This window comes from Pseudomonas sp. GM49, from assembly GCF_000282355.1.
Classification (GTDB): domain Bacteria; phylum Pseudomonadota; class Gammaproteobacteria; order Pseudomonadales; family Pseudomonadaceae; genus Aquipseudomonas.
Genome location: NZ_AKJL01000001.1, coordinates 42952 through 68136, shown reverse-complemented (window position 1 = coordinate 68136; position 25185 = coordinate 42952). Strand labels below are relative to the sequence as shown.

28 protein-coding genes are annotated in these 25185 nt (G+C 59.5%); 6 read left to right on the top strand and 22 right to left on the bottom strand.

Translation table 11 applies throughout. The features are described from left to right. Window positions 1-62: 62 nt before the first annotated feature. The 3 genes from minE to minC form a co-directional block, all read right to left on the bottom strand. Window positions 63-317 (bottom strand): cell division topological specificity factor MinE, encoded by a 255-nt coding sequence (minE, locus tag PMI29_RS29380; protein ID WP_007974947.1) that lies wholly within the window; start codon window positions 315-317, stop codon window positions 63-65. Between the two features lie 3 nt (window positions 318-320). Beyond that, window positions 321-1133 (bottom strand): septum site-determining protein MinD, encoded by an 813-nt coding sequence (gene minD / locus PMI29_RS29385; protein ID WP_007974946.1) that lies wholly within the window; start codon window positions 1131-1133, stop codon window positions 321-323. A 202-nt stretch (window positions 1134-1335) separates the two neighbouring features. After that, window positions 1336-2073 carry a septum site-determining protein MinC gene (minC, locus tag PMI29_RS29390; RefSeq protein WP_033051854.1) on the bottom strand — a complete coding sequence of 246 codons (738 nt, stop codon included), beginning with the start codon at window positions 2071-2073 and terminating at the stop codon, window positions 1336-1338. A 118-nt stretch (window positions 2074-2191) separates the two neighbouring features. On the opposite strand from minC, the gene PMI29_RS29395 reads away from it, so the two are divergent. Beyond that, window positions 2192-3124, top strand: coding sequence for a lipid A biosynthesis lauroyl acyltransferase (locus tag PMI29_RS29395; RefSeq protein ID WP_007993098.1), 933 nt, complete (start codon window positions 2192-2194; stop codon window positions 3122-3124). Between the two features lie 150 nt (window positions 3125-3274). Beyond that, complete coding sequence (locus tag PMI29_RS29400) at window positions 3275-4447, top strand: patatin-like phospholipase family protein (RefSeq protein WP_007993096.1); 1173 nt, start codon at window positions 3275-3277, stop codon at window positions 4445-4447. 138 nt (window positions 4448-4585) lie between these two features. Here the strand turns inward: PMI29_RS29400 and PMI29_RS29405 are convergent, their stop codons facing one another. From PMI29_RS29405 to PMI29_RS31845, 9 genes are all read right to left on the bottom strand, one after another. Continuing rightward, window positions 4586-5371: an outer membrane protein OmpK gene (locus tag PMI29_RS29405; protein ID WP_007993095.1), complete on the bottom strand. Its 786-nt coding sequence runs from the start codon at window positions 5369-5371 to the stop codon at window positions 4586-4588. Between the two features lie 377 nt (window positions 5372-5748). Beyond that, the gene (locus PMI29_RS29410; protein WP_007993092.1) at window positions 5749-6534 is read right to left on the bottom strand and encodes an outer membrane protein OmpK; all 786 of its coding nucleotides are present in this window, start codon (window positions 6532-6534) and stop codon (window positions 5749-5751) included. Window positions 6535-6705: 171 nt separating this feature from the next. Further along, entirely contained in the window at window positions 6706-8064 is a 1359-nt protein-coding gene (locus tag PMI29_RS29415) for a nucleobase:cation symporter-2 family protein (protein WP_007993090.1), read from the bottom strand. A gap of 150 nt (window positions 8065-8214) precedes the next feature. Next, complete coding sequence (locus PMI29_RS29420) at window positions 8215-9516, bottom strand: urate hydroxylase PuuD (RefSeq protein ID WP_007993089.1); 1302 nt, start codon at window positions 9514-9516, stop codon at window positions 8215-8217. Window positions 9517-9567: 51 nt separating this feature from the next. Next, window positions 9568-10071, bottom strand: a complete 504-nt coding sequence (locus tag PMI29_RS29425) for an ureidoglycolate lyase (RefSeq protein WP_007993087.1) — start codon at window positions 10069-10071, stop codon at window positions 9568-9570. A gap of 147 nt (window positions 10072-10218) precedes the next feature. Continuing rightward, window positions 10219-11214 (bottom strand): allantoicase, encoded by a 996-nt coding sequence (gene alc / locus PMI29_RS29430; RefSeq protein ID WP_007993086.1) that lies wholly within the window; start codon window positions 11212-11214, stop codon window positions 10219-10221. A gap of 89 nt (window positions 11215-11303) precedes the next feature. Further along, window positions 11304-11819: a 2-oxo-4-hydroxy-4-carboxy-5-ureidoimidazoline decarboxylase gene (uraD, locus tag PMI29_RS29435; RefSeq protein ID WP_007993085.1), complete on the bottom strand. Its 516-nt coding sequence runs from the start codon at window positions 11817-11819 to the stop codon at window positions 11304-11306. Continuing rightward, on the bottom strand, window positions 11816-12742 hold the full coding sequence (gene puuE / locus PMI29_RS29440; protein ID WP_007974927.1) for an allantoinase PuuE: 927 nt from the start codon (window positions 12740-12742) through the stop codon (window positions 11816-11818). The genes uraD and puuE overlap by 4 nt, the downstream gene beginning before the upstream one ends. After that, window positions 12739-12891, bottom strand: coding sequence for a hypothetical protein (locus PMI29_RS31845; protein WP_157221333.1), 153 nt, complete (start codon window positions 12889-12891; stop codon window positions 12739-12741). Before PMI29_RS31845 ends, puuE begins: the two co-directional genes overlap by 4 nt. A gap of 285 nt (window positions 12892-13176) precedes the next feature. Between PMI29_RS31845 and uraH the strand changes: the two genes are divergently transcribed. Then, on the top strand, window positions 13177-13530 hold the full coding sequence (gene uraH, locus PMI29_RS29445; RefSeq protein WP_007993084.1) for a hydroxyisourate hydrolase: 354 nt from the start codon (window positions 13177-13179) through the stop codon (window positions 13528-13530). A gap of 193 nt (window positions 13531-13723) precedes the next feature. On the opposite strand, the gene PMI29_RS29450 is transcribed toward uraH, so the two are convergent. The 3 genes from PMI29_RS29450 to PMI29_RS29460 all read right to left on the bottom strand — a co-directional run bounded on the left by PMI29_RS29450 (window position 13724) and on the right by PMI29_RS29460 (window position 16551). Then, the gene (locus PMI29_RS29450; RefSeq protein ID WP_007988142.1) at window positions 13724-14350 is read right to left on the bottom strand and encodes a LysE family translocator; all 627 of its coding nucleotides are present in this window, start codon (window positions 14348-14350) and stop codon (window positions 13724-13726) included. A 72-nt stretch (window positions 14351-14422) separates the two neighbouring features. After that, complete coding sequence (locus PMI29_RS29455) at window positions 14423-15772, bottom strand: NCS2 family permease (protein ID WP_007993083.1); 1350 nt, start codon at window positions 15770-15772, stop codon at window positions 14423-14425. A 332-nt stretch (window positions 15773-16104) separates the two neighbouring features. Further along, entirely contained in the window at window positions 16105-16551 is a 447-nt protein-coding gene (locus tag PMI29_RS29460; protein ID WP_007993082.1) for a MarR family winged helix-turn-helix transcriptional regulator, read from the bottom strand. A gap of 82 nt (window positions 16552-16633) precedes the next feature. On the opposite strand from PMI29_RS29460, the gene PMI29_RS29465 reads away from it, so the two are divergent. Next, window positions 16634-17800, top strand: coding sequence for an aminotransferase-like domain-containing protein (locus tag PMI29_RS29465; RefSeq protein WP_007993081.1), 1167 nt, complete (start codon window positions 16634-16636; stop codon window positions 17798-17800). 187 nt (window positions 17801-17987) lie between these two features. Here the strand turns inward: PMI29_RS29465 and PMI29_RS29470 are convergent, their stop codons facing one another. The 5 genes from PMI29_RS29470 to PMI29_RS29490 all read right to left on the bottom strand — a co-directional run bounded on the left by PMI29_RS29470 (window position 17988) and on the right by PMI29_RS29490 (window position 20775). Further along, window positions 17988-18359: a glutathione S-transferase N-terminal domain-containing protein gene (locus tag PMI29_RS29470; protein WP_007988133.1), complete on the bottom strand. Its 372-nt coding sequence runs from the start codon at window positions 18357-18359 to the stop codon at window positions 17988-17990. Between the two features lie 104 nt (window positions 18360-18463). Then, window positions 18464-19009, bottom strand: coding sequence for a GTP cyclohydrolase I FolE (gene folE / locus PMI29_RS29475; RefSeq protein ID WP_007988130.1), 546 nt, complete (start codon window positions 19007-19009; stop codon window positions 18464-18466). Window positions 19010-19086: 77 nt separating this feature from the next. Further along, window positions 19087-19644, bottom strand: a complete 558-nt coding sequence (locus PMI29_RS29480) for a Smr/MutS family protein (protein WP_007993080.1) — start codon at window positions 19642-19644, stop codon at window positions 19087-19089. An 88-nt stretch (window positions 19645-19732) separates the two neighbouring features. After that, window positions 19733-20053 carry a hypothetical protein gene (locus PMI29_RS29485; protein ID WP_007988126.1) on the bottom strand — a complete coding sequence of 107 codons (321 nt, stop codon included), beginning with the start codon at window positions 20051-20053 and terminating at the stop codon, window positions 19733-19735. A gap of 131 nt (window positions 20054-20184) precedes the next feature. Beyond that, a complete protein-coding gene (locus PMI29_RS29490; RefSeq protein ID WP_007993079.1) occupies window positions 20185-20775 on the bottom strand; it encodes a cysteine hydrolase family protein in 591 nt (196 codons plus the stop codon). A 238-nt stretch (window positions 20776-21013) separates the two neighbouring features. Between PMI29_RS29490 and prmB the strand changes: the two genes are divergently transcribed. Further along, window positions 21014-21922: a 50S ribosomal protein L3 N(5)-glutamine methyltransferase gene (gene prmB, locus PMI29_RS29495; RefSeq protein ID WP_007993078.1), complete on the top strand. Its 909-nt coding sequence runs from the start codon at window positions 21014-21016 to the stop codon at window positions 21920-21922. Between the two features lie 129 nt (window positions 21923-22051). Here the strand turns inward: prmB and PMI29_RS29500 are convergent, their stop codons facing one another. Together PMI29_RS29500 and PMI29_RS29505 are read right to left on the bottom strand one after the other, a co-directional pair. Next, on the bottom strand, window positions 22052-22843 hold the full coding sequence (locus PMI29_RS29500; RefSeq protein ID WP_007993077.1) for a hypothetical protein: 792 nt from the start codon (window positions 22841-22843) through the stop codon (window positions 22052-22054). 151 nt (window positions 22844-22994) lie between these two features. Then, entirely contained in the window at window positions 22995-23993 is a 999-nt protein-coding gene (locus PMI29_RS29505; RefSeq protein ID WP_007993076.1) for an alpha/beta hydrolase, read from the bottom strand. Window positions 23994-24076: 83 nt separating this feature from the next. Here PMI29_RS29505 and aroC point away from each other — a divergent pair, with 83 nt between their 5' ends. Continuing rightward, window positions 24077-25168, top strand: a complete 1092-nt coding sequence (aroC, locus tag PMI29_RS29510) for a chorismate synthase (protein ID WP_007993074.1) — start codon at window positions 24077-24079, stop codon at window positions 25166-25168. The last annotated feature ends 17 nt before the right edge of the window (window positions 25169-25185 follow it).

The window sequence follows — 25185 nt, the reverse complement described above, 5'->3', positions numbered from 1 at the left end:
CGGCTCAGGTCCCTTCCGGTTGCAGAAGGGACCTGAGCCGCCGTGGCTCCAGCCGGATCGACTCAGCGATCTGGCAGGGTGATATTGAGTTCCAGAATCGAGCAGCTGCCCTGGCTTTCCAGTGCGACATGCACGTCATCGGACCCGATATTGACGTACTTGCGGATCACCTCGACCAGTTCCTTCTGCAAGGCCGGCAGGTAGTCCGGGGTACTGCGTTGGCCGCGTTCGTGCGCCACGATGATCTGTAGACGCTCTTTCGCTACCGACGCGGTGCTTTGCTTTTTGTTGGCACGAAAGAAGTCAAAAAGGTTCATTGCTTAGTTGCCTCCAAACAGGCGCTCGAAGAATCCCTTCTTCTGTACATCGAGGAATCGATGATCCACGGTCTTGCCCAGCAGGCGGTCAACGGTATCGCTGTAGGCCTGGCCGGCATCGCTCTGGTCGTCGAGAATCACTGGAACACCCTGGTTGGATGCCTTGAGCACCGCCTGGGATTCAGGGATCACGCCGAGCAGGGTCACCGAAAGGATTTCCTTGACGTCTTCTACGCCGAGCATTTCGCCTTTGCTCACACGTTCCGGGTGATAACGGGTAATCAGCAGGTGTTCCTTGATCGGGTCTTCGCCGCGTTCGGCACGACGGGACTTGCTGGCCAGCAGGCCGAGCATGCGATCGGAGTCACGCACCGAGGAGACTTCCGGGTTGGTCACGACGATCGCTTCGTCAGCGAAGTACATGGCCAGGTGGGCGCCTTTCTCGATACCAGCCGGGGAGTCGCAGACCACGAACTCAAAGTCTTCCTTGAGTTGCATCAGGACTTTTTCCACGCCTTCGACGGTCAGTGCGTCTTTGTCGCGGGTCTGGCTGGCGGCCAGCACGTAGAGGTTTTCCAGGCGCTTGTCTTTGATCAGGGCCTGTTGCAGGTTGGCTTCGCCGTTGACCACGTTGACGAAGTCATACACCACGCGGCGCTCGCAACCCATGATCAGGTCAAGGTTACGCAAGCCCACGTCGAAGTCGACGATAACTGTTTTGTGACCGCGCAGAGCGAGGCCGGTACCGATAGCGGCGCTGGTGGTGGTCTTACCCACACCACCCTTGCCGGATGTAACCACGAGAATCTTGGCCAAGGTGTTTCACCCCTAAGGAAAAAGGACTTTTCAGTCCCTGAAAAACATCTCCTGAAAAACTACTGCAGTCGGACAGCCTTGGCTGGAATCCGGTTTTGAGCGGCGTTTACCCCCGGTAAACACTGCTTTCGGCCTTTTTCCTACTTCGTTTGAGCCGTTTTCGCTACGTTTTAGAGATGCTTGGAAAATGCGGCAGTATCCGTTAAAGCCGAATGATGTTCAACACGTCGCCGGACAGGCTGACCTGCACACCCGAACCCCATAACGGGTCGCGGCGCAGATCTTCGGAAACCTTGTAATGCCCGGCGATGGAAATCAGTTCAGCACTCATTTGCTGACAGAAAATCCGCGCCTTGGTGTCGCCCTTGACGCCGGCCAACACGCGACCCCGCATCGGGCCGTATACATGGATGTTGCCATCGGCGAGAAGTTCCGCCCCCGGGCTGACCGAGGAGATCACCACCAGATCGCAGCCCTGGGCATAAATCTGCTGGCCACCACGTACTGGCGAAGTGATGATTTTCGTCGGCTTGATGGCCGGCTCGGGCGGTTTTTCCGGTTTTTTCTTCGGCTCGCCTTCGGTCAGGTCCAGTGGCCGTTCCCGGGCGCCGGACGGTGGCAGCACTGGCAAGTCCACCGCAATGGCGGCGGCGATGTCTTCGATGCGGCTGGCGCGGATCGCCAGGGTGCGCAGGCCATGCTGGCGGCAAACGCGCATCAGACCTGGCAGATCGACCGCGCCTTCGTTGGCCGGGAGTTTGTCCAGGGCCAGTACCAGCGGCGCATTGCTGAAGAAGTTGGGCGCCTGGGCGACCTTGGCGGCCAGTTGCCGATCAAGGCTTTCGAGGTCGTTACGGGCCAGTTCCAGCACCGTAATGGCCAGCATGCTGCCCTTCAACTGGAACACGGGATCTTGGTCTAGCGGTTCGGTTTGGCTCATGGTCGGCATACAACGACTTGTCACTAAAAGTGCCGAGACTTATAACGAGAACGCCCGCAGGCCGCAAGCCGGGTCGAACGATGTAGAATGCGCGGCCATTGTCATTCCGGAAGCATTAATGGACCGCCCGCGTTTTCGAAAAGCATTTCTATCTCCACGTTTCTGGCCGCTGTGGTGTGGCTTGGGGCTGTTGTGGCTGATCGTCCAGTTGCCGTATCCGGCACTGTTGTGGATCGGTCGTGTTCTGGGTGCATTGATGTATCGGGTGGCCGGCGACAGACGGCGCATCGCCAAGCGCAACCTGGAACTGTGTTTTCCTGAAAAAAACGCCGCCGAGCGCAAACGCCTGCTCAAGGAAAACTTCGCCTCCACCGGCATCGCTTTTTTTGAGATGGCGATGAGTTGGTGGTGGTCGCGTAAACGCCTGGCGAACCTGGCTCATGTCGAAGGGCTGGAGCATTTGCAAAAGGCCCAGCGCGAGGGCAAGGGCGTGATCCTGATGGCGCTGCACTTCACGACGCTGGAAATCGGTGCCGCGTTGCTCGGTCAGCAGCACACCATCGACGGCATGTACCGCGAGCACAAAAATCCGCTGTTCGACTATATCCAGCGCCAGGGCCGCGAGCGCCACAATCTCGACTCGCTGGCGGTGGAGCGCGAAGACGTGCGCGGCATGCTCAAATTGCTGCGCTCGGGCCGGGCGATCTGGTACGCACCGGATCAGGACTACGGCGCCAAGCAAAGCATTTTCGTGCCGCTGTTCGGCATTCAGGCGGCGACCGTCACCGCCACGAGCAAGTTTGCGCGGCTGGGCAAGGCACTGGTGGTGCCGTTCACCCAGGAACGCCTGGCGGACGGCAGCGGTTATCGCCTGGTGATTCATGCGCCGCTCGAAGGCTTCCCCGGTGAAACCGAAGAAGACGACTGCATCCGCATCAATCAATGGATCGAAGCCGTTCTGCGCGAACATCCCGAGCAATACCTGTGGGCCCACCGCCGCTTCAAGAGCCGTCCGCCGGGCGAGCCCAAGCTGTACGCCAAACGCGGTTGAGTCCCGATCCCCTGTAGGAGCGAGCGTGCTCGCGATGGTGGTCAACGATAACGCGGGGCACCTGACACCCCGCGCCGTTTTCACGACCATCGCGAGCAAGGGAACAGGTCGAAACAACGAAATTCCATCAAGCACCATGGAGAGTTGTGCATGAGTCCAGGCGAACCGGTTACAGGGTTGATTCTTTCCGGCGGCGGGGCTCGGGCGGCCTATCAGGTCGGGGTGCTGGCGGCGATTGCCGAATTGCTGCCGCCGGGGGCGAGCAATCCGTTTCCGGTGATTGTCGGCACCTCGGCGGGCGCGATCAACGCAGTCAGCCTCGCCAGCGGGGCAATGGACTTTCGTAGCGCCATCGAACACCTGACGGCCTTCTGGCAGGGCTTTCGCAGTCATCTGGTGTTGCGCAGCGACTGGCCCGGGGTGATCCGCCAGGCCAGCCGCTTTGTCAGCCACAGTTTGCTTGGCATCGGTGCACACATGCCGGTGGCGTTGCTCAACAGTTCTCCGCTGCGGCATTTGCTCCATGACAAGCTGCATATGGGCGGCATCGCCGAAGCGATTGCACAGAAGCAATTGCATGCGGTGGCGGTCACCGCGTTCGGCTATGAGTCCGGTCAGGCAGTCACCTTCTATCAGGGCGGCGGCAAGATCGATGCCTGGTTGCGCCATCGACGCATCGGCGTTCCAACCCAGCTTTCCGTTGAACATCTACTCGCCAGTTCGGCCATTCCGCTGCTGTTCGCCCCGGTGAAAATCGGCGAAGAGTATTTCGGTGATGGCGCGGTGCGCCAGTCGGCACCGATCAGTCCGGCGCTGCATCTGGGTGCCAGTCGGGTGTTGGTGGTAGGCGTCAGCGGCAACCCCCGCGGGTTCAACCCGCAACAACCCTTGCAGCGCAGCTACACCGGTCAGCAGCCGACACTGGCGCAAATCGGCGGGCACATGCTCAACAGTACGTTCATTGACAGCCTGGAAAGTGATATCGAGCTGTTGCAGCGCCTGAACCAGTTCAGTCGCCTGATGCCCGACGGTACGCCAACCCGCGCCTTGGGCGTGGCGCCGGTGGACGTGCTGGTGATTTCGCCGAGCCAGCCGATCGACGAGATCGCCGCACGCCATCGCCAGGAACTGCCACCGGCGCTGCGCCTGTTCTTGCGCGGGCCGGGTGCGACCAAGACCAGCGGGGCGGGGGTATTGAGCTATCTGCTGTTCGAGGCGGGGTATTGCAGCGAATTGATCGAGCTGGGGCGACGCGATGCGTTGGCCAAGCGTGGGGAGTTGTGCCGGTTTCTGGGGATTAACGAGGCGGTGGTTTCGGCTTGATAGCGGCGGTGCGGCATTCGCGAGCAAGCCCGCTCCCACAAAGATTTGCGCCGAATTCCAATTCGGCGTACGACGCAAATCCCTGTGGGAGCGGGCTTGCCCGCGGAGGCGTCCTTGCAGACGCCGGTTACAGCAGGATCAGAAGTGGAACTTCACCAGGAAGCTCGTCGTGTTCTGATTGGTGTTAAACGCCTTGGAATCGTCGATCCCGTATTTGTTCGACCAGTAGTCGTACTCAACACCGACATACAATTGTTTGGCACCGAAATTCAGCGCCTTGCCCAAGTCGTATTTAACCTGCGGATTGAAGTGCAGGTTGGCGTGGTATTCGCCATTTTTGTTCACGTCGTTGTCGACTACCCAGTCCATGAAACCGTCGATCAGGATGTTCGAATCGCCCACCGGGATGGTGTAGGACCAGACCGGGGTGATCTGCCAGACATTGTCGCCCGGGCGGTCGCCTTCGGTGTGGCGGTTGTAGAAGTTCAACTGGAAGTAGTCGAAGCCCGGGATGGCCAGGTCGAAACCAGGGCCGATCAGGTAGGACTCGGTATCGTCTTCACCGAACTCGTAGGTCATGGCCAGCAGCACGTCCTTGATCGGGCCGAGCTCGAACTTCTGGTCGAAGATCTTGTTGAACGACAGGCGTGGGCTGAACTCACCGTAGTGGGTGTTCTTGCCAGCGAAGGCGTCTTCCTTGCCGTTGTAGAAGATTTTGTCGATGAAGAAGAAGTTGTCGCCGTACTTCCAGCCATCGGCGTGTTCGAAGGTCACGGTCTGCTGAATGTGCGGGTTGACCTTGAAGTCTTTACCGTAGAGGTAGGACAGGCTGTTGTTCTGCCATTGCAGCAAATCGCCGGCCATGGCCTGGCCCCCCGCCAGCATCGATCCTGCCAGCATCAGGCTAGTGCACGTACGTTTCATTCGGTTGCTCCCAAAAAGTAGGTGGTTCCACGTTATTTTTTTAAAGTCGGCGCTCTGGTGTGGCGCCTGTTTCTGTAGCTGAAAAAAATTATCCATTCGGTCAGCTTTAGCGCTGTGAGCAAGAGCTGGGCCAAGGCTTTCAAAAAGCAAAAAAACTCCCGCTCGACGGCTCAAGAGCGGTCGATTGAGAGGGGTTTTGGAGTGCCTTGGTTCCTGCCAGTGCCGGGATAAGTTGGCCTGCTGGTCAGGTTTTACATCCGGGCTTTTTTTTAAACCGGATTCGGGCGGCCGCGGAGAATACTGACTCCTCGGCCAGGTCTCAAGTGCTCCGCAACGGCACACCGACGACAGGTTTGGGGCACGGTTGCGGAGCAGCATTAGAAGTGCACCTTTACCAGCAGGCTGGCGGTGTTTTCATTGGTGTTGAAACGGGAGCTGTCCTGGACGCCATATTTGTCCTTCCAGTAGCTGTATTCGGTGCCGACATACACCTGTTTCTCGCGCCAGCCCAGGGCTTTGCCCAGGTCGTACTTGATCTGCGGGTTGAAGTGCAGGTTGGCGTGATAGGTGCCGCGGGCGTTCTGGTCGTTATCCACCACCCAGTCGATGTAGCCGTCGATCAACAGGTTCGAGTTGCCCAGTGGCAGGGTGTAGGACCAGGCCGGACTGATTTGCCAGACATCATCGCCAGGGCGCGAACCTTCGGTCTGGCGGTAATAGAAGTTCAGGGTGAAAAAGTTGAAGCCCGGTACCGCAAGGTCGAAACCGGGGCCGATCAGGTAGGCCTCGGTGTCGTCTTCGCCGTTTTCGTAGGTCATGGCCAGCAGCACGTCCTTGATCGGGCCGAATTCGAAACGGCGGTCGAGGATCTTGCCGAAGGAGAGACGCGGGCTGAACTCGCCGTAATAGGCGTGAGCACCTTTGTTTCGGTCTTTGTCGCCGTTGTACCAGGTGCTGTCGATGAACATGAAGTTGTCGCCGTACTTCCAGCGGTCGGCGTGTTCGAAGGTTATCGTCTGCTGGATCGGTGGGTTGATCGCGAAGTTCTTTCCGTACAGGTAGCTCAGGCTGTTGGTCTGCCACAGCAGTAAATCGCCGGCCATGGCCTGACTCGCGGCCAGCAGGCCAGCACCCAACAGCAGGTTGGTTTGTGTCCGAATCATCTGTTGCTCCCTCTTGTTTTTATTTTTGAGGCGCAGGCAGCCCTTGCCCCCTGTAGGAGCGAGCTTGCTCGCGATGGACTTAAGAGCGCCGCGTTGATTCAGTAATCACGCGTAATCGTTAGCTACCATCGCGAGCGAGCTCGCTCCTACAGGGGGGCAGTGCCTATTCAGTCAATGTTGGTGTGCGTGGCAGTCGTTGATGGCCGCGCGTTCGGCGCCACCAAGGATGTTGAACAGCAGGTTCAAGGTCAGGGCACTGAGGGTGGCCATGGCGATGCCGCTGTGGGTGATCGGGCTCATCCACACGGGCAGGTGGGCGAAAAACTCCGGGCGTACTACCGGGATCAGCCCCATGCCGATGCTCACCGCCACCAGCAACTGGTTGCGACGGTCACCGATGTCGGCTTCCTGCAGGATCTTGATCCCGGTGGCGGCGACCATGCCGAACATCGCAATCGCTGCGCCACCCAGGACTGCCGGAGGGATCGACGCCACCAAAAACGCGGCTTTGGGCAGCAGGCTCAGGACGATCAGCAACCCGCCGGCAACGATGGTCACCGAGCGGCAGCGCACGCCGGTCATCTGTACCAGGCCGATGTTCTGGGCGAAGGAGGAGTGGGTGAAGGTATTGAAGAACCCGGCGAAGAACGAGGCGCCGGCATCGCACAGCAAGCCGCGACGCAGCATCCGTGGGCAGACTTCCTGGCCGGTGATCTTGCCCAGCGCCAGAAACATCCCGGTGGACTCGACGAAAATGATCACCACCACCAAGCACATCGACAGGATCGGCGCGAGTTCGAACTTCGGCATGCCGAAGTGCAGCGGCGTGACGAATTGCAGCCATGGCGCCTGAGCCATGCCACTGAGGTCGACCATGCCGAGCAGGCCGCAGAGCACGTAGCCCAGGCACATGCCGATCAGCACGGAAATATTGACCCAGAAGCCGCGCATGAAGCGGTGCACCAGCAAAATGGTGCCCAGCACCAGCGCGGCGATGGTCAGGTAAATCGGCGAACCGAATTGTGCGGCGCTCGCACCGCCGCCAGCCCAGTTCACGGCCACGGGGAACAGTGACAAACCGATCGAGGTGATGACCGTGCCGGTCACCAGCGGCGGGAAGAAGCGTACGACTTTGGACATGAACGGGGCGATGAGCATGCCGAAGAACCCGGCGGCGATGGTCGCGCCGAAGATCCCTTGCAGGCCGATTCCGGGCATGCCGGCCATGGCGACCATGCTGCCGACGGCGGCGAAACTGGCGCCCATCATCACCGGCATGCGAATGCCCATGGGGCCGATGCCGAGGGACTGGACGATGGTGGCGATACCCGCCACCAGCAGGTCGGCGTTGATCAGGAAGGCGATTTCTTCACGACTCAGGCCAGCGGCCTGTCCGATGATCAGCGGTACCGCGATGGCACCACCGTACATCAGCAGAACATGTTGCAAACCGACCAGGATCAGTTGCAAGAGGGGCAAACGCTGAATGGCGGGTGCGTCGGGGATGCGCGCTGCGGATAGCTCGGACATGCAACACCTCGGATCTTTTTTATTCTTGTGATTTTGTGCATCAGGGTTGACCGCGGCGCGGCCAATCGCGAGCAAGCTCGCTCCCACAGGGGATTTGTGATCGATACAAAATCAATGTGGGAGCGAGCTTGCTCGCGATGCTTTTAACGATTAATTGGTCGGAGCTCCCTGCACAATCCAGGCACCGATCAGGTCACGTTCCTGCTGGGTCATCTGCGTGATGTTGCCCAGTGGCATGATCTGGCTGGTGACAGCTTGTGCCTGGATCCGTGCTGCGTTCTGGCGGATCTGCTCGGGGGTGTCGAACATCACACCGGCAGGGGCCGCACTGAACAGTGGGCTGGTTGGCTTGGCCGAATGGCAAACCGCGCAACGTTCCTGAATCACGCTGTGCACTTTGTCAAAGCCAGGGCCGGCGTTGGACGCCTGCGCCGGTGCGGCGGCTGGTGCTTCAGCGGGTTTGGCTTCAGCGGGTTTCAAACCACCGCCCACTGCTGTTTCCGGTAGCGGCTGGTATTCGATCTTCGCTGGTGCCTTGGCCACTTCCGGGCTGTTCAGCGGCGCAGGGCCGGTGACGTAAGCCAGGCTGATCATGCCCACGGCTGCGACTGGAAGAGTCCAGGCAAACTTGTGGCTGTCATGACGGGTGTTGAAGTAGTGACGCACCAACACCGCCAGTACCGCGATCCCGGCCAGGATCAACCAGTTGTACTGGCTGCCGTAGGTGCTCGGGAAGTGGTTGCTGATCATGATGAACAGCACCGGCAAGGTGAAGTAGTTGTTGTGACGCGAACGCAGCAGGCCTTTGGCCGGCAGGGCCGGATCGGGCGTGCGGTTCTCGGCAATCGCCGCGACCAGTGCACGTTGCGCCGGCATGATGATGCGGAACACGTTGCCGACCATGATGGTGCCGATGATCGCACCGACGTGCAGGTACGCACCGCGACCGCTGAACACTTTGCTGAAGCCGTAGGCCGCGCCGATGATCAGGACGAACAGGATGAAACCTAGCAGGGCAGGGCGTTTGCCCAGGGCCGAGTCGCACAGGAAGGAGTAGATGAACCAGCCGATGAACAGCGAGCCGAGACCGATGGCCACGCCTTCAGGGCCGCTCAGGGTGCTGCCCGGAGCCAGCAGGTAGAGCGTGGGGTTGGAGTAGAACACCACGCACAGCAGCGCGATCCCCGACATCCAGGTGAAGTAGGCTTCCCATTTGAACCAGTGCAGGTTGTCCGGCATGGTCGGTGGAGCCAGTTTGTATTTTTCCAGGTGGTAGATACCGCCGCCATGGATCGCCCACAAATCGCCGGCCAGACCGCTTTTCGGATTGACCCGATTGAGGTTGTTTTCCAGCCAGACGAAGTAGAACGATGCGCCGATCCAGGCCACACCAGTAATCATATGAACCCAGCGCACGCTCAGGTTCAGCCATTCCAACAGATGTGCTTCCACAGTCTTTACCTCTCGCCCGTCACTCTTGTTGTCGAGTGATCGGACCTTCTCTTATTGGTGGGGGGCGAGGATCAAACGCTCATCCTCTTTGAAAAAATGCTCATCGCAGTTATTGCCTGTGCCACTGCGATCAACCACCAGGAAGTCATCCCGCTTTTCGATCGTCAGCACCGGGTGGTGCCAGACGCCGCGATGGTAATTAATGCCCTGCCTGCCGTTGGTGACGAAGGCGCGGACCAAGCCTGATACAGGTTCATCGCCAAGTGGCGCGACCACGATCAGAAAGGGGTTGCCGAGCAGCGGAATGAAAGCCTGGCTGCCCAGCGGATGGCGCTCCAGCATGCTGACGGTCAGCGGCATGTCCTGCGCGTCGGCGCGGAAGATGCTGATGATCGCGTTGTCCTCTGGCTTTGCGGTTTCGACCACAGCCAGTTTATGGAAGCGCATGGTCGAACCGTTGTTGATCATGAAGTGATCGCTGCCGTCGGTTTCGATCACGTCACCGAAAGGGGCGAAGGCTTCTTTGGTCAGCGGTTCAATCGTCAGTGTGCGCATGCTGTTCTTCTTAATCTGTTTAGGTATTGATGGTTCTTTGTAGGAGCGAGCTTGCTCGCGAAAAACGTCAAGACACCGCATTCATTCAGATTGGGCGCGTTTTCGTTGACGACCATCGCGAGTAAGCTCGCTCCTACAGGCTCAGCATTACTTCGCGACCTTGCCCAGTACGCGCAGGCGGCTCACACCACCATCCGGGAACACGTTCAGGCGGATGTGGGTGATCGGGCCCAGTGCCTTGATCTGCTCGGCGAAGGTGTGTTCGGCGTGCATTTCCAGCTTCTGGCTTGGCAGCAGTTCGCGCCAGAACAGCGACTGGGTTTCGATCTGGCTGTCGGTGCCGCCCTTCACGAATGCGCCCTGGATCGAGCAGCTGTCCGGGTAGTTGCCCTTGAAGTGCAGGGTGTCGACGATGACTTTCTCGACTTCACCGGCATGACCCAGCGCGACGATGACCCAGTCATTGCCCGGGGTACGACGACGTGCGGTTTCCCAGCCGTCGCCCATGTTGATGCCACGGCCCGGATTGAGGATGTTGCTCATGCGGCCGAAGTGTTCGTCGGAGCAGGCGAGGGCGCGACCACCGTTGAGGGCCGCGGCAAGGTCGACTTGCTCGTTGTCGCCGATCGCCGACCAGTCGCGGAATGGCACGCCATACACACGCAGACGGGCCACGCCGCCATCCGGGTAGATATTGAAGCGCAGGTGGCTGAACGCCTGGTCGTTGTTGATTTCGTGGTAGTGGTGGCTGTTGCCTTGCAGCTCGACGGCGGACAGCACTTCAGTCCACTGGGTGTTTTCATCAGGCTCGCCCGACGCCATGAAGCACGCTTCCAGGGACGCCGATGGCGGGAAGTTGCCGGTGAAGAATGAAGTGTCGATGTCGACGCCCTTGATCGAACCCGGTACGCCCAGGCGGATCACGGCGCTGTCGAAGCCTTCGAAGCGCTTGCGGCGCGACTCCCAGCCATCCATCCACTTGCCGTTGTCATCGAACACGCCCTCCTTCCATACGGCCGGGGTCGGTTGGAACAGACGGTTGGCGTCTGCGAACCAGTCATCGGTGACCGAGATGATTTTGGTGCCCAGGCGGGCATCGGCCAGGTTGACGAACTTCTCGAAAGGTACGGCGTAAGCTTTCATTCTTCTTGTCTGCCTTTAAATAAGTGGCTTGGGATGCTTGCGAGGCCCAGGTTGATTTCGGCGTTCATGAAATGCCTGGGCCAGGCTTGCTATAGGGTCAGTAATCGGAACAGGGCGATCTTGTTGATCTGCGCCAGCGCGCACTTGAACTCGGTGTCGACCGGGTTGTGGATGCGCGTTTCGAACGCTGCGAGGATCTGATGCCGGTTGCTGCCTTTTACCGCCATGATGAAGGGAAACTTGAACTTGGCTTTATAGGCGTCGTTCAGCTCGGTGAAGCGCTGGAACTCTTCGGCCGTGCATTGGTGAATACCGGCGCCAGCCTGTTCATGGGTGCTGGCTTCGGTCAACTGGCCCTGGACGGCGGCTTTGCCGGCCAGGTCCGGGTGAGCGTTGATCAGAGCCAACTGGCTTGCGTGATCGGCGCTCAACAGGATGTCGCTCATGCGCTGGTGCAGGGTTTCGATCTGGTCGATCGAAGCGTCCTGGCCCAGGTCGAAGGCCTTCTCGGCCACCCATGGCGAATGTTCGTAGATGTCGGCGAAGGCTTTGACGAAGGCGTCGCGGCTCAATGTCGATGGTTTCAATGTTTGAAAGGCGCTCATTTCGCGGCCCCTTGGTACGGGTGGGTTTCCTGCCAGTGACGTGCGATGTCGACGCGACGGCTGAACCACACCTGTTCATGACTTTTAGCGTATTCGATAAAGCGCTTGAGCGACGCCAGACGCGCCGGACGGCCGATCAGGCGGCAGTGCAGGCCGATCGACAGCATTTTCGGTGCCTCGGCGCCTTCTGCGTAGAGCACATCGAACGCGTCCTTGAGGTATTCGAAAAAATCGTCGCCCTTGTTGAAACCCTGGACCTGGGTGAAGCGCATGTCGTTGGTGTCCAGGGTGTACGGGATCACCAGGTGTGGCTTGCCGGTCGGGTTGTTCGGTTCCCAGTAGGGCAGGTCGTCGTCGTAGGTGTCGCAGTCGTAGAGGAAACCACCTTCTTCCATCACCAGGCGACGGGTGTTCGGGCCGGTGCGGCCGGTGTACCAGCCCAGTGGGCGTTCACCGGTGATCTCGGTGAGGATGCGGATCGCTTCGAGCATGTGCTCGCGTTCCTGGGTTTCATCCATGTACTGGTAGTCGATCCAGCGATAGCCGTGGCTGCAGATCTCGTGGCCGGCATCGACCATGGCGCGGATCACATCCGGGTGACGCTGGGCGGCCATGGCCACGGCAAAGATGGTCAGCGGAATGTCGAATTCCTTGAACAGCTTCAAGATCCGCCAGACGCCGGCACGGCTGCCATACTCGTAGAGGGATTCCATGCTCATGTTACGCGCGCCTTGCAGCGGCTGGGCTGAAACCATTTCCGAGAGGAACGCTTCGGACTCTTTGTCGCCGTGCAGGATGTTGCGCTCGCCGCCTTCTTCGTAATTGAGTACGAACGACAAGGCAATGCGGGCATTGCCCGGCCAGTGGGGGTGAGGAGGGTTACTGCCGTAACCGACCAGGTCGCGTGGATAGTCAGCGCTCACTGCAGGCTTCCTTCTTGTTCGATGATGACGGTTGGTGTGACGCAGCTGAAAATTGGATGGCAGGCTTGCGTCACAGCGATGGGCTGATTGTATACAACTTTATATTCACTTTGTAAGCCTGATTTTTCGCATTTTTCACCGACTGTCATCTTTTACTGCTATTGGCGTGAGCCTGCAAGAAATCTGCCTGACTGGTCAATTATTGATTGAAGGGTTCAAAGGCTGTGCGGTTTGGCGGGAAATCGACGGTAAATATGCAGAGGGCGGGGGTAATGCGAAATATGTCGTTTTTATTGTGTACAATTTTTTTGAAAAGTGTCTTAATAATTCGCTCGCCGCAGCTTTTCGTGCTTCGAATCGGTGCGGTCTCCTTTTCAACTGACTTCGGGAGGCGCGAAGTCTGACTGCTCCACGCAGGCAGGCGCGCAGAATCAATGGGACGTTTGACTACACACGTTTTGGACGCAGCACACGGTTGCCCGGGCAGCTCGATCAAGGTCGAGTTGTACCGCGTTGAAGGTTCGCAGCTGGAATTGGTCGCCACTGCCGTTACCAACAGCGATGGCCGTGTCGATGCACCGCTGCTGCAAGGCGATGACTACCGCTCCGGGGTCTATCAGGTTCAGTTTCATGCCGGCGATTACTACCGCGCCCGTGGTGTAAAACTGCCGGAGCCGGCGTTTCTGGATGTCGTGGTGCTTCGTTTCGGCATCTCTGCCGAACAGGATCACTACCACGTGCCGTTGTTGATTTCGCCTTATAGCTACTCCACCTATCGCGGCAGCTGATCCCCCAAGCAGCAGCTGCACCCTGGAAGCGACTGCGCATATAGCTTCTTTGGTCTTTCGCCCGCTCACACTGCGGGCTTTTTTTCGTCTGTAGGAGCGAGCTTGCTCGCGATGGAGGTCCAGGCAGCGCGATAATTCATACTGCACGCGTTATCGTTGACGTCCATCGCGAGCAAGCTCGCTCCTACAGCTTTTAGCGGCTCAGCAGCGACGCTGCACCCGCACCACCAAACAACCCCGCACTGATCCGGTTGAACCAGCTCTGGCCCTTGCCGCTGCGCAGATAGCGCGCCGCACCATGGGCGCCGAGGCCGTAGGCCAATTTGCACAGCAGGTCGAGCACGGTCCAGGTCGCAATCATCACCAGCAGTTGCGGCAGGAACGGTTGTTCGGCACTCAAGAACTGTGGCAGGAAAGCGGCGAAGAACAGTATGTCTTTCGGATTGCTGGCGCCGAGCATGAAGGCACGGCCGAACAGTGCACGAAAGCGAGGCACCGGTGCTGCTTGCGGCACTTCAGCGCCGTGGGAAGGCTGGCGCGATTGCTGCCAGCTCTGCCAGGCGAGGTAGAACAGATACAGTGCGCCGATAATCTTCAGGGCGCTGAACAGCTGTTCCGAAGCCAGCAACAACGCACCCAGGCCCAGCGCCGAAGCACTGAGCAGGCAGATCGATGCGGACACGCCGCCGAGAAAGGCCGGGTAAGAGCGGCGCAGGCCGTAATTCAGACTGTTGCTGATCATCAGCAAAGACAGCGGCCCCGGGATCAGGATCACTATCAGCGCAGCGCCGCTGAACAGCAGCCAGGTTTCCAGACTCATCACTTTCCTCCATTTGCACAAAAGCCTCACCCGACGGGGTGAGGCTGTTTTGAAGCGGGTCCCGCGTAAGGCTTACAGGAAGATGAACTTGGCGATGAAGATCGCGCAGAGCACCCACAGGCTTACGGAAATTTCCTTGTACTTGCCGGTACCGGCCTTCAACGCCACGTAGGTGATGAAACCCAGCGCGATACCGTCGGCAACCGAGAAGGTCAGCGGCATCATGATTGCGGTGACAATCGCCGGAATGCTGTCGGTCGCTTCATCCCATTCGATGTGAGCCATGCCGCCCATCATCAGCATTGCTACATAAATCAGTGCGCCAGCGGTGGCATAGGCGGGAATCATGCCGGCCAGAGGTGCGAAAAACATTGCAGCTATAAATAGCACACCAACGGTGACTGCGGTAAGACCAGTCCGACCACCAGCGGCCACGCCGGCAGCACTTTCTACATAGCTGGTCACTGGCGGAACGCCGACTACTGCACCGAATACGCTGGAAGCACTGTCGGCTTTCATCGCACGGGAGAGGTTTTCGATGCGGCCGTCAGCGCCCACCAGGTTGGCGCGCTGGGCAACGCCCATCAGTGTGCCGGCGGTGTCGAACATGTGCACGAAGAGGAACGCCAGGACCACGCTGATCATGCTGACGTTGAACACACCGGCGACGTTCATGGCCATCCAGGTCGGTGCCAGGCTTGGCGGGGCCGACATGATGCCCTCGTAGTGCACCAACCCAAGGCCCCAACCGGCGAGGGTCACGGTAATGATGCTGATGAGGATTGCGCCGAACACTTTGTGATAGCTGAGGATGGCAATCATCAGGAAGCACACGGCGGCGAGCAGCGGGCCGGGCTCGCGCAGGGAACCGAGCTTGATCAGGGTAGCCGGGCTATCGACGACGATACCCGCGGTTTTCAGGCCGATCAGCCCCAGGAACAGACCCACGCCGGCGCCCATGGCGAAGCGCAGGCTGACCGGGATGCTGTTGAGCAGCCATTCGCGGATCCGCGAGAAGGTCAGGATCATGAACAGCACACCGGAAACGAACACCGCGCCGAGGGCGGTTTCCCAGTTGTAGCCCATGGTGCCGACCACGGTGTAGGTGAAGAAGGCGTTCAGCCCCATGCCCGGCGCCAGGCCGACCGGCCAGTTGGCGTACAGGCCCATCAACAGGCAACCGAGTGCGGCGGCGATGCAGGTGGCGACGAACGCTGCACCGTGGTCGATCCCGGCGTCGGCCATGATGTTGGGGTTAACGAAGATGATGTAAGCCATGGTGATGAAGGTTGTCAGACCGGCAATCAGCTCGGTCTTCACCGTGGTGCCGTGCAAGCTGAGTTTGAACAGACGTTCCAGCAAGCCATTGCGTAATGGCGGCGAGAGATCCAGCGTCGATGCTTCGGATTTGCGGCTTTCCACAGCGAATACTCCTCAAGAGTTTTATTGTTATTTCCAGGGCCGGACCCATGAGGGTGGCAGCGGCCCTTTGAGGCACTTGCGAATTTGTTGACCGCTTGGTCAGAAACTCGCACGAGGTGGATTATGCTTTTGTATACAAATAATGCAAATAATGTTTTTGGTTTTGTCGACGAAAAGTTTGGCTTTAGGGATATATCGCCTGTTCCGGCCCCTTCGCGGGCAAGCCCGCTCCCACAGTTGACCGCATTCCCACCTGTGGGAGCGGGCTTGCTCCGGGCGGCGTTCCGACGAAGGCGTCGGTTCAGCCACTACAAATCCAGCTGATTCAACACTCAGTCTGCCGACAACCGGGTTTGCCCCAACGCCAGATTCACCGCCAGCCACCCATTCACCGCCGTCTCCCCGGCCTCGGCAAACACCCGTTCCAGCAATTTCACCTGCTCGCGCCTCAACGCCTGCTCAAACCGTGTGCCTTCAGCAGTCAATTCCAGCAAGCGCTTACGCTTGTCGGTCTCGGACGCGACGCTGTCGACCAGGTGCATCTCCAACAATTGTCGCAATGGCATGTTCAGCGCCTGCTTGCTCACGCCGAGCAAGGCCAGTAACTCCTTGACGCTCAGGTTCGGGTAACGGGCGATGAAAAACACGATGCGCTGATGCACCCGGCTCAGGCCGCGACGTTCGAGCATTTCATCGGCCTTGGCGGTGAAGGCCTGGTAGCCGAAGAAAAACGCTTCCATGGCTTGCTGCTGGGAGATCGGGTTTTTAAGGTCAAGCATATTGACGTATCCATTCGAGCTGGCGTAATTTCGGTCAATAAGTTTGACTCATTTTCCTCGTGCCTCGCTACCGGTGATCCCCATGGCTTTTTCCGAACGTGTCTCGCGCCTTAAAAGTTCTTTGATCCGTGAAATCCTCGCCGCGGCTCAGCGTCCGCAGATGATGTCATTTGCCGGCGGCCTGCCCGCCGAAGCCATGCTGCCGAAGGTCGAATGGGCCGACATGCCGTTGTCCATGGGCCAATACGGCATGAGCGAAGGCGAGCCGGCGCTGCGCGAAGCGCTGGCAGCAGAAGCGCGAGCGTTGGGAGTGCCGTGCGAGGCAGGGCAGGTGCTGGTGGTCAGCGGCTCACAGCAGACCCTGGACCTTGCAGCCAAGCTCTACATCGACAAGGGCACTGAAGTCCTGCTCGAAGCGCCGACTTATCTGGCGGCGTTGCAGATTTTTCAGCTGTTCGGCGCCGAATGCCTGACCGTGCCGCTGGAGGCTGACGGTCCGAACCTGGCGCAATTGCGCGCACGCCTGGAAAAACACTGTCCGGCCTTCATCTACCTGATCCCGACCTTCCAGAATCCATCGGCCGTGCGTTATAGCGAAGCAAAGCGCGACGCGGTGGCAGCGCTGCTCGACGAGTTTGGCGTCACCCTGATCGAAGACGAGCCTTATCGCGAACTGACTTTCGACGGTGGCAGCGCCACGCCGATTGCCGGTCGCTTGAAGACGGCCAGCTGGATCTATACCGGGACCGTGTCGAAAACCCTGTTGCCGGGTTTGCGCGTTGGCTACCTGATCGCCAGTCCCGACCTGTTTCCCCATCTGTTGAAACTCAAGCAGTCGGCGGATTTGCACACCAATAGGGTAGGCCAATGGCAGGCGCTGCAATGGATTGGCAGCGAGAAATATCAGCAGCACCGCAGTGAGTTACGCGATTTTTACCGTGGACGTCGGGATGCGTTCCAAGCAGCGCTGGAAACTCACTTTTCGGATCTGGCGGACTGGAACGTGCCGCAGGGCGGGCTGTTTTTCTGGTTGAAACTCAAGCAGCCACAGGACACCCGAACCTTGCTTAACGCCGCGCTGGCCAACGACGTGGCGTTCATGCCGGGCGAACCGTTTTTCCCCGAGCCGGATAACCATCCGGGGTATTTGCGGTTGAACTTCAGTCACATTGAGCCTGCGCGGCTGGATGAGGGGCTCAAGCGCTTGGCGGGGGTGGTGCGGGCAGCCCAAGCCGCCAAAGCAGCCTGAAAGCAGACAAAGATAAACCGGCCCTTGAGCCGGTTTATCTTTGTTCGGGGTTTGCGTTGTCTGAGCCGGCCCCATCGCGAGCAAGCTCGCTCCCACAGGTTTTGTGCACGCCACAAGCCCCCTGTGGGAGCGAGCTTGCTCCGGGCGGCGTTCCGACGATGGCGTCAGTCAGATCACCACAAATACATCAGGCTGCAGCGAATCGCTTGTCCAGATAATCAATGATCACCTTGGACTCATACATCCAGGTGGTCTGGCCATTCTCTTCGATACGCAGGCATGGCACCTTGATCTTGCCACCTTGCTCCAGCAAGGTCTGGCGATCCTGTTCGTTGTTCTTCGCATCGCGAAGGGCCACCGGCACATTCAGGCGGCGCAGGGTGCGGCGGGTCTTCACGCAGAACGGGCAGGCGTGGAATTGATACAGCGTCAGGCCTTTGGCGGCCGCTTCGACCTGGGCCTGAGCCGCGGCGGGGCGCTTTTTCTTGCCTGGACGGGTGATGAAGTCGATGAAGATGATCAGTTGGCCAAGGCCGACACGAAGCGCTTTTACGAACACGTTGAAAGCCTCACGGTGCAAATGAAGAAGGGCGCGCAGCTTACCTGATTTTTTGCGGACGAAAAAAAACCGGCGATGAGTGCCGGTTTTCTTCGTGCCGCGAATTACTTGATGAGGCTGAGGAATTCGCTGCGGGTCGCGGCGTTCTCACGGAACTCACCGAGCATCACCGAGGTGATCATCGTCGAATTCTGCTTCTCCACACCGCGCATCATCATGCACATGTGCTTGGCCTCGATCACCACTGCAACGCCCAGGGCGCCGGTGACCTGCTGGACCGCGTCGGCGATCTGGCGGCTGAGGTTTTCCTGGATCTGCAGGCGACGGGCGTACATATCGACGATCCGCGCCACCTTCGACAGGCCCAGGACCTTGCCGCTCGGGATGTAGGCGACGTGAGCCTTGCCGATGAACGGCAGCAGGTGGTGTTCGCACAACGAGTACAACTCGATGTCCTTGACCAGCACCATTTCGCTGTTGTCGGAGCTGAACAGGGCACCGTTGGTGACCTCTTCCAGTGTCTGTTCATAGCCGCGGCAGAGGTACTGCATGGCTTTGGCGGCACGCTTGGGCGTGTCGAGCAGGCCCTCGCGGGAGACGTCCTCGCCCAGTTGGCCAAGGATCGCGGTGTAATTCTGTTCCAGGGACATGAAACTACCTGTGGGATTTTACGCAAAGGGCAAGGGTACGGTGGCGGACACGACGCTGCAAGCGTGGCGCATCAGCTTTACTCGTCGCGACCTTCCATCATGGTGCGTTTGAGCATCACATAAACCGCGCCGGCACCGCCGTGTCTGGCCTGGCACGAGGTGAAGCCGAGTACCTGTGGATGCTGGCGCAGCCAGGTGTTGACGTGGCTTTTGATCATCGGCCGCTTGCCGTCCAGGCGTACAGCCTTGCCATGGGTGACGCGCACGCAGCGGATTTCGAACTTGGTCGCTTCGGCCAGGAAGGCCCAGAGGGTTTCCCGGGCTTTTTCCACACTCATGCCATGCAGGTCGAGGCTGCCTTCGAACGGAATCTGGCCGATCTTGAGCTTGCGCATCTGGCTTTCCTGCACGCCGTCACGCGCCCACATCAGCTCGTCTTCAGGGCCGACGTCGATGACGAACTGATCGGACAGCCCGTCAACGGTGGTGGATTCGGTGCGCACAGTGGCCGCTAGACGCAGCTTGGCAATCTGCGCGCGGTCAGCCTTGGGTTTGCCGGTTTCGGCGCGATCGTGCTTGATCGGCTTGACGCCTTGGATTGCGCTTTTGAACAGGGAAAAATCGTCGTCTTGCATGTCAGCCTCCGCGAAGGGCGGCCAGTTTACCCAACTCCAGGCAGTTGGGGCGCGACAAAACACGCGGCGTTGGGCTTCGAGCCTGGGCTCAGTCGTGTTTTTTCATCAGATGCGGGGACATGTTCAGTTCTTGTGACTGACGCGAGCGGCGACGGCAGCGGCGCCACAGCCACACGCCGAGGTACAGCACCACCAGACCAATCGCCAGGATCACCGCCGCACCGGCACGGTTGGTGTTCATCTCGCCGAGGGCGGGGGCGTGACCGAGCAGGCTGGCGACACCGGCCATGGCGAGCAACACACCGCTCATGGCCAGCAACGCGGCTATCGTTGCGCCGATTCGAAAACGCCAATTGCGCTGGCCTTTGGGCCGCAAGCGGCGAGCGTCAAAACCATCGGATAACTTCATTCCGACCTTCCTCAATGGGTATCGGCCCTTCGACCGGGAGTTGACCGGGATGTTCCTGAGGCTATGACATTTACGGCTAATGAGAGGCTTTTGCGGATGAGCGGCGTATTTGACCGCTCATTGGGCGCCGATCAGACCAGTTCGTGGGTCAAGGCGAGGGTGGCAAAGTTATCGCCCATGATCGCCATTTCGGTCTGATGAACGTGCGCGGCGCTCAGTACACCACCCTTGTAGGGCAGATCGCGAGTGGCGCAGGCATCTTCAATAAGTGTGCATCGGAAACCCAGGTTCTTCGCCGCGCGCACAGTGGTGCTGACGCTCGAGTGACTCATGAAGCCGCAGACGATCAGGTCGAGGGCGCCGAGGTCCTCCAGGCGTTTGGCCAGTTCGGTACCGTGGAACGCGCTCGGCAGCAATTTGCCGATGATGGTTTCGTCGTTCTGTGGCTCAAGACCCGGAATGAACTCACCACCGACGCCTTGCGGGTTGAACATTCCACCGAGCGTGCCGAGGTGGCGGACATGCACGATCGGCCGGCCAGCGGCACGGGCCGCGGCGAGTAACTGCTTGATGTTCGCGACGGCCTCATCCATGCCGCTGAGGGCCAGCGGCCCGCTCAAATACTCTTTCTGGGCATCGATGATGATAAGGGTCGCATGACTCAGTTTGGCTGCCGGATAACCGCGGCCGCTGAGTTGAAACATCGTTTTTGGAACGGACATTCTGGGGCTCCTTGGAGTGGGGCTTTTGCGACATTGTCCTCTGGCTGAGCGGTTCTGTGAATCGCTACGATCGTAGGTGCCGTCGTTGCTGGCCTGTAGCCTTGTCAATAGTCACGTTTTGTTCAATAGCCTGGCGAAAAAATGGATAACTCCTACATTTGAATCGGTAGTTTCCCGCGTCGTCGTGACGTCGTTTGACTGGTAGAATCGCCCGTCGATTTTTCTGGAGTTTGCCGTCGTGATCACTTCCCGCCTTCGCACCCTGCGTGACCATATCCGTTGGGCCGTCAGCCGCTTCCATGGGGAGGATCTGTTTTTCGGTCATGGCACCGACAACGCCTGGGACGAAGCCCGGCAATTGGTGTTGGGCGCACTGCACCTGCCGTGGGAAATCGCCGACAGCTACCTCGACTGCAATCTGGAAGACGACGAACTGGTCCATTTGCAGCGCTTGCTCAAGCGCCGTATCGAAGAGCGGGTACCGACAGCGTATCTGCTGGGCGAGGCCTGGTTCTGTGGCATGTCGTTCATCGTCGATGAGCGTGTTTTGATCCCGCGTTCACCGATTGGCGAGTTGATCGAAAATCGTTTTACCCCGTGGCTTGCTTCGGAGCCTGCGCGGATTCTCGACCTGTGCACCGGTTCCGGTTGCATCGGCATTGCCTGCGCCTACGAGTTCCAGCATGCCGAGGTGGTGTTGGCAGACCTGTCGTTCGAAGCGCTGGAAGTGGCCAACCAGAACATCGAGCGCCATGGTGTCGATGAGCGCGTGTACACGGTGCAGGGCGACGGTTTCGAAGGCTTGCCGGGACAACGTTTCGACCTGATCGTGTCGAACCCGCCCTACGTCGATGCAGAGGATTTCGCCGACATGCCGGACGAATACCAGCACGAACCGGAACTGGGCCTGGCCTGCGGCGATGACGGTTTGAACCTGGTACGGCGCATGCTCGCCGAAGCGGCGGATCATCTGACTGAGAAGGGCTTGCTGATTGTCGAAGTGGGCAACAGCCAGGTGCACGTTGAGGCGTTGTACCCGGAAGTCGACTTCGCCTGGCTGGAGTTCGAGCGTGGCGGCCATGGTGTGTTCATGCTGAGCGCACAGCAGTGCCGGGAGCATCAGGCGTTGTTCGCTTCCCGCGTTTGACCCTTGTAGGAGCGAGCTTGCTCGCGATGAACGTAAGGGCGACGTGTTTATTCAGAATACACGCGTCATCGTTAACGTCCATCGCGAGCAAGCTCGCTCCTACAATGAATGCGCCGCGGTCTCAAACCTTCATCGGTGCGTGGCAATCCAGATCAGCAACCCCGCCTGAAACACCGCAAACGCCACCAGGCAGGTGATGGTGAAGCGCAGCCCGGCGTCTTCGCGTTTGTACTTGCTGACTTTTTCTTCGTGTTTCTTGAGTTTGACTTCCTGCTCGGCCAGGTTCTGCTCGGCTTGCTGGAGCATCTGCGCCGCCTCGAGAATTTCCACGACCTGCAGTTTTTCGCCGTTCCAGTCGCCAGAAAGGTCGCCGACCTTGACCGGCTTGACGCTGCCTTTCAAATGCTGGGCATCGGCATACACCACGTCGAAACCGTGCACGCGTAAAAAATGATCGCGGCGCAGGCGGGTGTCTTCGTTCAGCGCTTCCTTGTTGTTCAGGTCAAAGCCGTCGACGGTGTAGGTCGGCCAGCGCTTCTTCGCCCAGTTGATGCCCTGGGCCGCCATGAATCGGCCAATGCCACGGTTCAGCGGTTCTACCTGCAAACCGCTATCCGGGGCGAAATGCACGCGCTTTTCGGTGTGATCGACCCACACGTCCAGATGATTCTGTTCCTTGCGCACGCGCTGGCCGGGCAGGGTGATGCTCATGCGCATCAGGCTGCGTTCCTTGTCGTTGCGCTCGGCATAGCCGAGCTCGACAAAGCGCAACGGGCGCCCGCCCGTGTTGCGGTCAGTCTGCAGCGGCGCCAGACGGAGCATCTTGTGGTGCTCGACGTGGACGTCCGCCCAGGGCAGCTCGACCGCTGGCGGTGCGTCTATTTCAGCGGTGGTGTCGGGTGAAGTCTGGGTGTCAGTCATAACGGCGAGATCCTGTCCAAGCTCAGCTTGTCGCCAGCCAATCTGCTGGCGACAAAGGCTTATCGGCCGTTTTTTTCAAGACTGGAGGGCCGGGGGCGTTCTCAACCATTTTCACGCCGTGAAAACTGGTTGAGAACGCCCCCGGCAGCGCTTAACTGGTGCGAAGTCCGTCGATAAACCCGAGGATTCGCGTGCCCAGTTCCGCCGCCAGGGGCAACTGCGGGTCTTTATAGGAAGCCATCTGGCGTTTGACGTCGTTGGGCACGATGCGCATGACGTGGTTCATGCCCTCGATCAGCGCCAGTTCGGCGTCCGGTTTGGCCGCCTTGAGCAGCCTTGCGTCATTGACGCCAACCTGGATGTCGTTGCTGCCCTGGATGATCAGCGCTGGCATCTTCAGCTTGGCAAATGCCGCGGCCGGGTCCTGGCGGAACAGGGAAATCAGATAAGGCTGTACGCTCGGACGGAAAATCGCCTGCAAGGGTGGCGGCACATTGTCGTCGGGTTTCCCGGCCTTGAGGCTGTCGAGCAATTCATTGCTGCGCAGCATCAGCGGTGGCGGCAGGCGATTGCCCAGTTGCTCGCGAATGACCTGATCCACCGGTCTTGCGCTACCCGAAACAGAAATCACCGCGTCGGCATCGATGCCCGGCGCAGCAAGGCTGGCGATCAAGGCGCCCTCGCTGTGACCCAGCACAATCAGTTTGCCGAAGCGCGGATCGGTCTTGAGCTTCCGGCCCCAGGCTTGGGCATCGGACACATAAGCCTCTACCGTCAAGTTGCGTTCGTCCGGGGTCGCGGCCAGGCTCGCGGCCACGCCACGTTTGTCGTAACGCACGCTGGCAATGTTGTGTTTGGCCAGCACCCAGGCCAGGCGCTTGAGGCTGTCATTGCGCCCGCCGTCGGTGTTGTTTCCGTCACGATCCGTAGGGCCGGAGCCGGAAATGATCAGGACAACCGGTACTCGATTGTCGGATTTGGGCAGCAACAGCGAGCCGAAAAGCTCGCCAGTGCCTGTATCCAATGTGATCGGTCGTTGCAGGACAGTCGCCTGGGCGAAGCCGGAAATCAGGGTAAGGCTCAAGGCTAGAACTCGCAGCATCATCGCGCCATCATCAAGAAGGTGCCGGTTGGACTCACAGGCACCCATAAGGTTCGAGGATGAACTACTTGGGTAGCCTGCGTATACTGGCGCGCATTACGTATTCAGGTTCATTTCACGGAGCGTCCTGCATGTCCGGCAATACCTACGGCAAGCTGTTCACTGTCACCACCGCGGGCGAAAGCCATGGTCCGGCGTTGGTCGCCATTGTCGATGGCTGCCCACCGGGCCTGGAGATATCCCTGGAGGATCTGCAGCGTGACCTGGATCGCCGCAAACCCGGCACCAGCCGCCACACCACCCAGCGCCAGGAAGCCGACGAAGTCGAAATCCTCTCCGGCGTGTTCGAAGGGCGTACCACCGGCTGTTCCATCGGCCTGTTGATCCGCAACACCGACCAGAAGTCCAAGGACTACTCGGCGATCAAGGACCTGTTCCGCCCGGCCCACGCCGACTACACCTACCACCACAAGTACGGCGAGCGCGACTACCGCGGCGGCGGTCGCAGTTCGGCCCGCGAAACCGCGATGCGCGTCGCGGCCGGTGCGATTGCGAAAAAATACCTGGCCAGCCAGGGCATTGTCATTCGTGGCTACATGAGCCAGCTCGGGCCGATTGAAATCCCGTTCAAGACCTGGGAATCGGTCGAGCAGAACGCTTTCTTCAGCCCGGACCCGGACAAGGTGCCGGAACTGGAAGCCTACATGGACCAGTTGCGCCGCGACCAGGATTCGGTCGGCGCGAAGATCACCGTGGTCGCCGAAGGCGTGATGCCAGGCCTGGGCGAACCGATCTTCGACCGTCTCGACGCCGAACTGGCCCATGCGCTGATGAGCATCAACGCGGTCAAGGGCGTGGAAATCGGCGCCGGTTTCGCCAGCGTCGCCCAGCGCGGCACCGAGCATCGCGATGAAATGACCCCGGAAGGTTTCCTCAGCAATAACGCGGGCGGCATTCTCGGCGGTATTTCCTCCGGTCAGCCAATCGTTGCGCACCTGGCGCTGAAGCCGACGTCGAGCATCACCACGCCGGGCCGTTCCATCGACATCCATGGCAACCCGGTGGAAGTGATCACCAAGGGGCGTCACGACCCGTGCGTCGGCATCCGCGCCACGCCGATTGCCGAAGCGATGATGGCCATCGTGCTGATGGATCACCTGCTGCGTCACCGTGGGCAGAACGCCGATGTGCGTGTGAGCACGCCGGTGCTGGGTCAGCTTTAATGGCTGACCTTGCAGCC

Excerpts from the sequence above, each read along its gene's own strand:
- aroC (WP_007993074.1), top strand. The coding sequence starts at position 24,077 with ATGTCCGGCAATACCTACGGCAAGCTGTTCACTGTCACCACCGCGGGC.
- PMI29_RS29405 (WP_007993095.1), bottom strand. The coding sequence starts at position 5,371 with ATGAAACGTACGTGCACTAGCCTGATGCTGGCAGGATCGATGCTGGCG.
- PMI29_RS29460 (WP_007993082.1), bottom strand. The coding sequence starts at position 16,551 with ATGCTTGACCTTAAAAACCCGATCTCCCAGCAGCAAGCCATGGAAGCG.
- PMI29_RS29450 (WP_007988142.1), bottom strand. The coding sequence starts at position 14,350 with ATGAGTCTGGAAACCTGGCTGCTGTTCAGCGGCGCTGCGCTGATAGTG.
- PMI29_RS29505 (WP_007993076.1), bottom strand. The coding sequence starts at position 23,993 with ATGGGTGCCTGTGAGTCCAACCGGCACCTTCTTGATGATGGCGCGATG.
- uraH (WP_007993084.1), top strand. The coding sequence starts at position 13,177 with ATGGGACGTTTGACTACACACGTTTTGGACGCAGCACACGGTTGCCCG.
- uraD (WP_007993085.1), bottom strand. The coding sequence starts at position 11,819 with ATGAGCGCCTTTCAAACATTGAAACCATCGACATTGAGCCGCGACGCC.
- PMI29_RS29410 (WP_007993092.1), bottom strand. The coding sequence starts at position 6,534 with ATGATTCGGACACAAACCAACCTGCTGTTGGGTGCTGGCCTGCTGGCC.
- PMI29_RS29490 (WP_007993079.1), bottom strand. The coding sequence starts at position 20,775 with ATGTCCGTTCCAAAAACGATGTTTCAACTCAGCGGCCGCGGTTATCCG.
- PMI29_RS29465 (WP_007993081.1), top strand. The coding sequence starts at position 16,634 with ATGGCTTTTTCCGAACGTGTCTCGCGCCTTAAAAGTTCTTTGATCCGT.
- PMI29_RS29415 (WP_007993090.1), bottom strand. The coding sequence starts at position 8,064 with ATGTCCGAGCTATCCGCAGCGCGCATCCCCGACGCACCCGCCATTCAG.
- PMI29_RS29485 (WP_007988126.1), bottom strand. The coding sequence starts at position 20,053 with ATGAAGTTATCCGATGGTTTTGACGCTCGCCGCTTGCGGCCCAAAGGC.
- PMI29_RS29395 (WP_007993098.1), top strand. The coding sequence starts at position 2,192 with ATGGACCGCCCGCGTTTTCGAAAAGCATTTCTATCTCCACGTTTCTGG.
- PMI29_RS29425 (WP_007993087.1), bottom strand. The coding sequence starts at position 10,071 with ATGCGCACACTGACGATTGAACCGCTGACCAAAGAAGCCTTCGCCCCT.
- PMI29_RS29500 (WP_007993077.1), bottom strand. The coding sequence starts at position 22,843 with ATGACTGACACCCAGACTTCACCCGACACCACCGCTGAAATAGACGCA.
- PMI29_RS31845 (WP_157221333.1), bottom strand. The coding sequence starts at position 12,891 with ATGACAGTCGGTGAAAAATGCGAAAAATCAGGCTTACAAAGTGAATAT.
- PMI29_RS29400 (WP_007993096.1), top strand. The coding sequence starts at position 3,275 with ATGAGTCCAGGCGAACCGGTTACAGGGTTGATTCTTTCCGGCGGCGGG.
- PMI29_RS29480 (WP_007993080.1), bottom strand. The coding sequence starts at position 19,644 with ATGCAAGACGACGATTTTTCCCTGTTCAAAAGCGCAATCCAAGGCGTC.
- minC (WP_033051854.1), bottom strand. The coding sequence starts at position 2,073 with ATGAGCCAAACCGAACCGCTAGACCAAGATCCCGTGTTCCAGTTGAAG.
- alc (WP_007993086.1), bottom strand. The coding sequence starts at position 11,214 with ATGAAAGCTTACGCCGTACCTTTCGAGAAGTTCGTCAACCTGGCCGAT.
- minE (WP_007974947.1), bottom strand. The coding sequence starts at position 317 with ATGAACCTTTTTGACTTCTTTCGTGCCAACAAAAAGCAAAGCACCGCG.
- folE (WP_007988130.1), bottom strand. The coding sequence starts at position 19,009 with ATGTCCCTGGAACAGAATTACACCGCGATCCTTGGCCAACTGGGCGAG.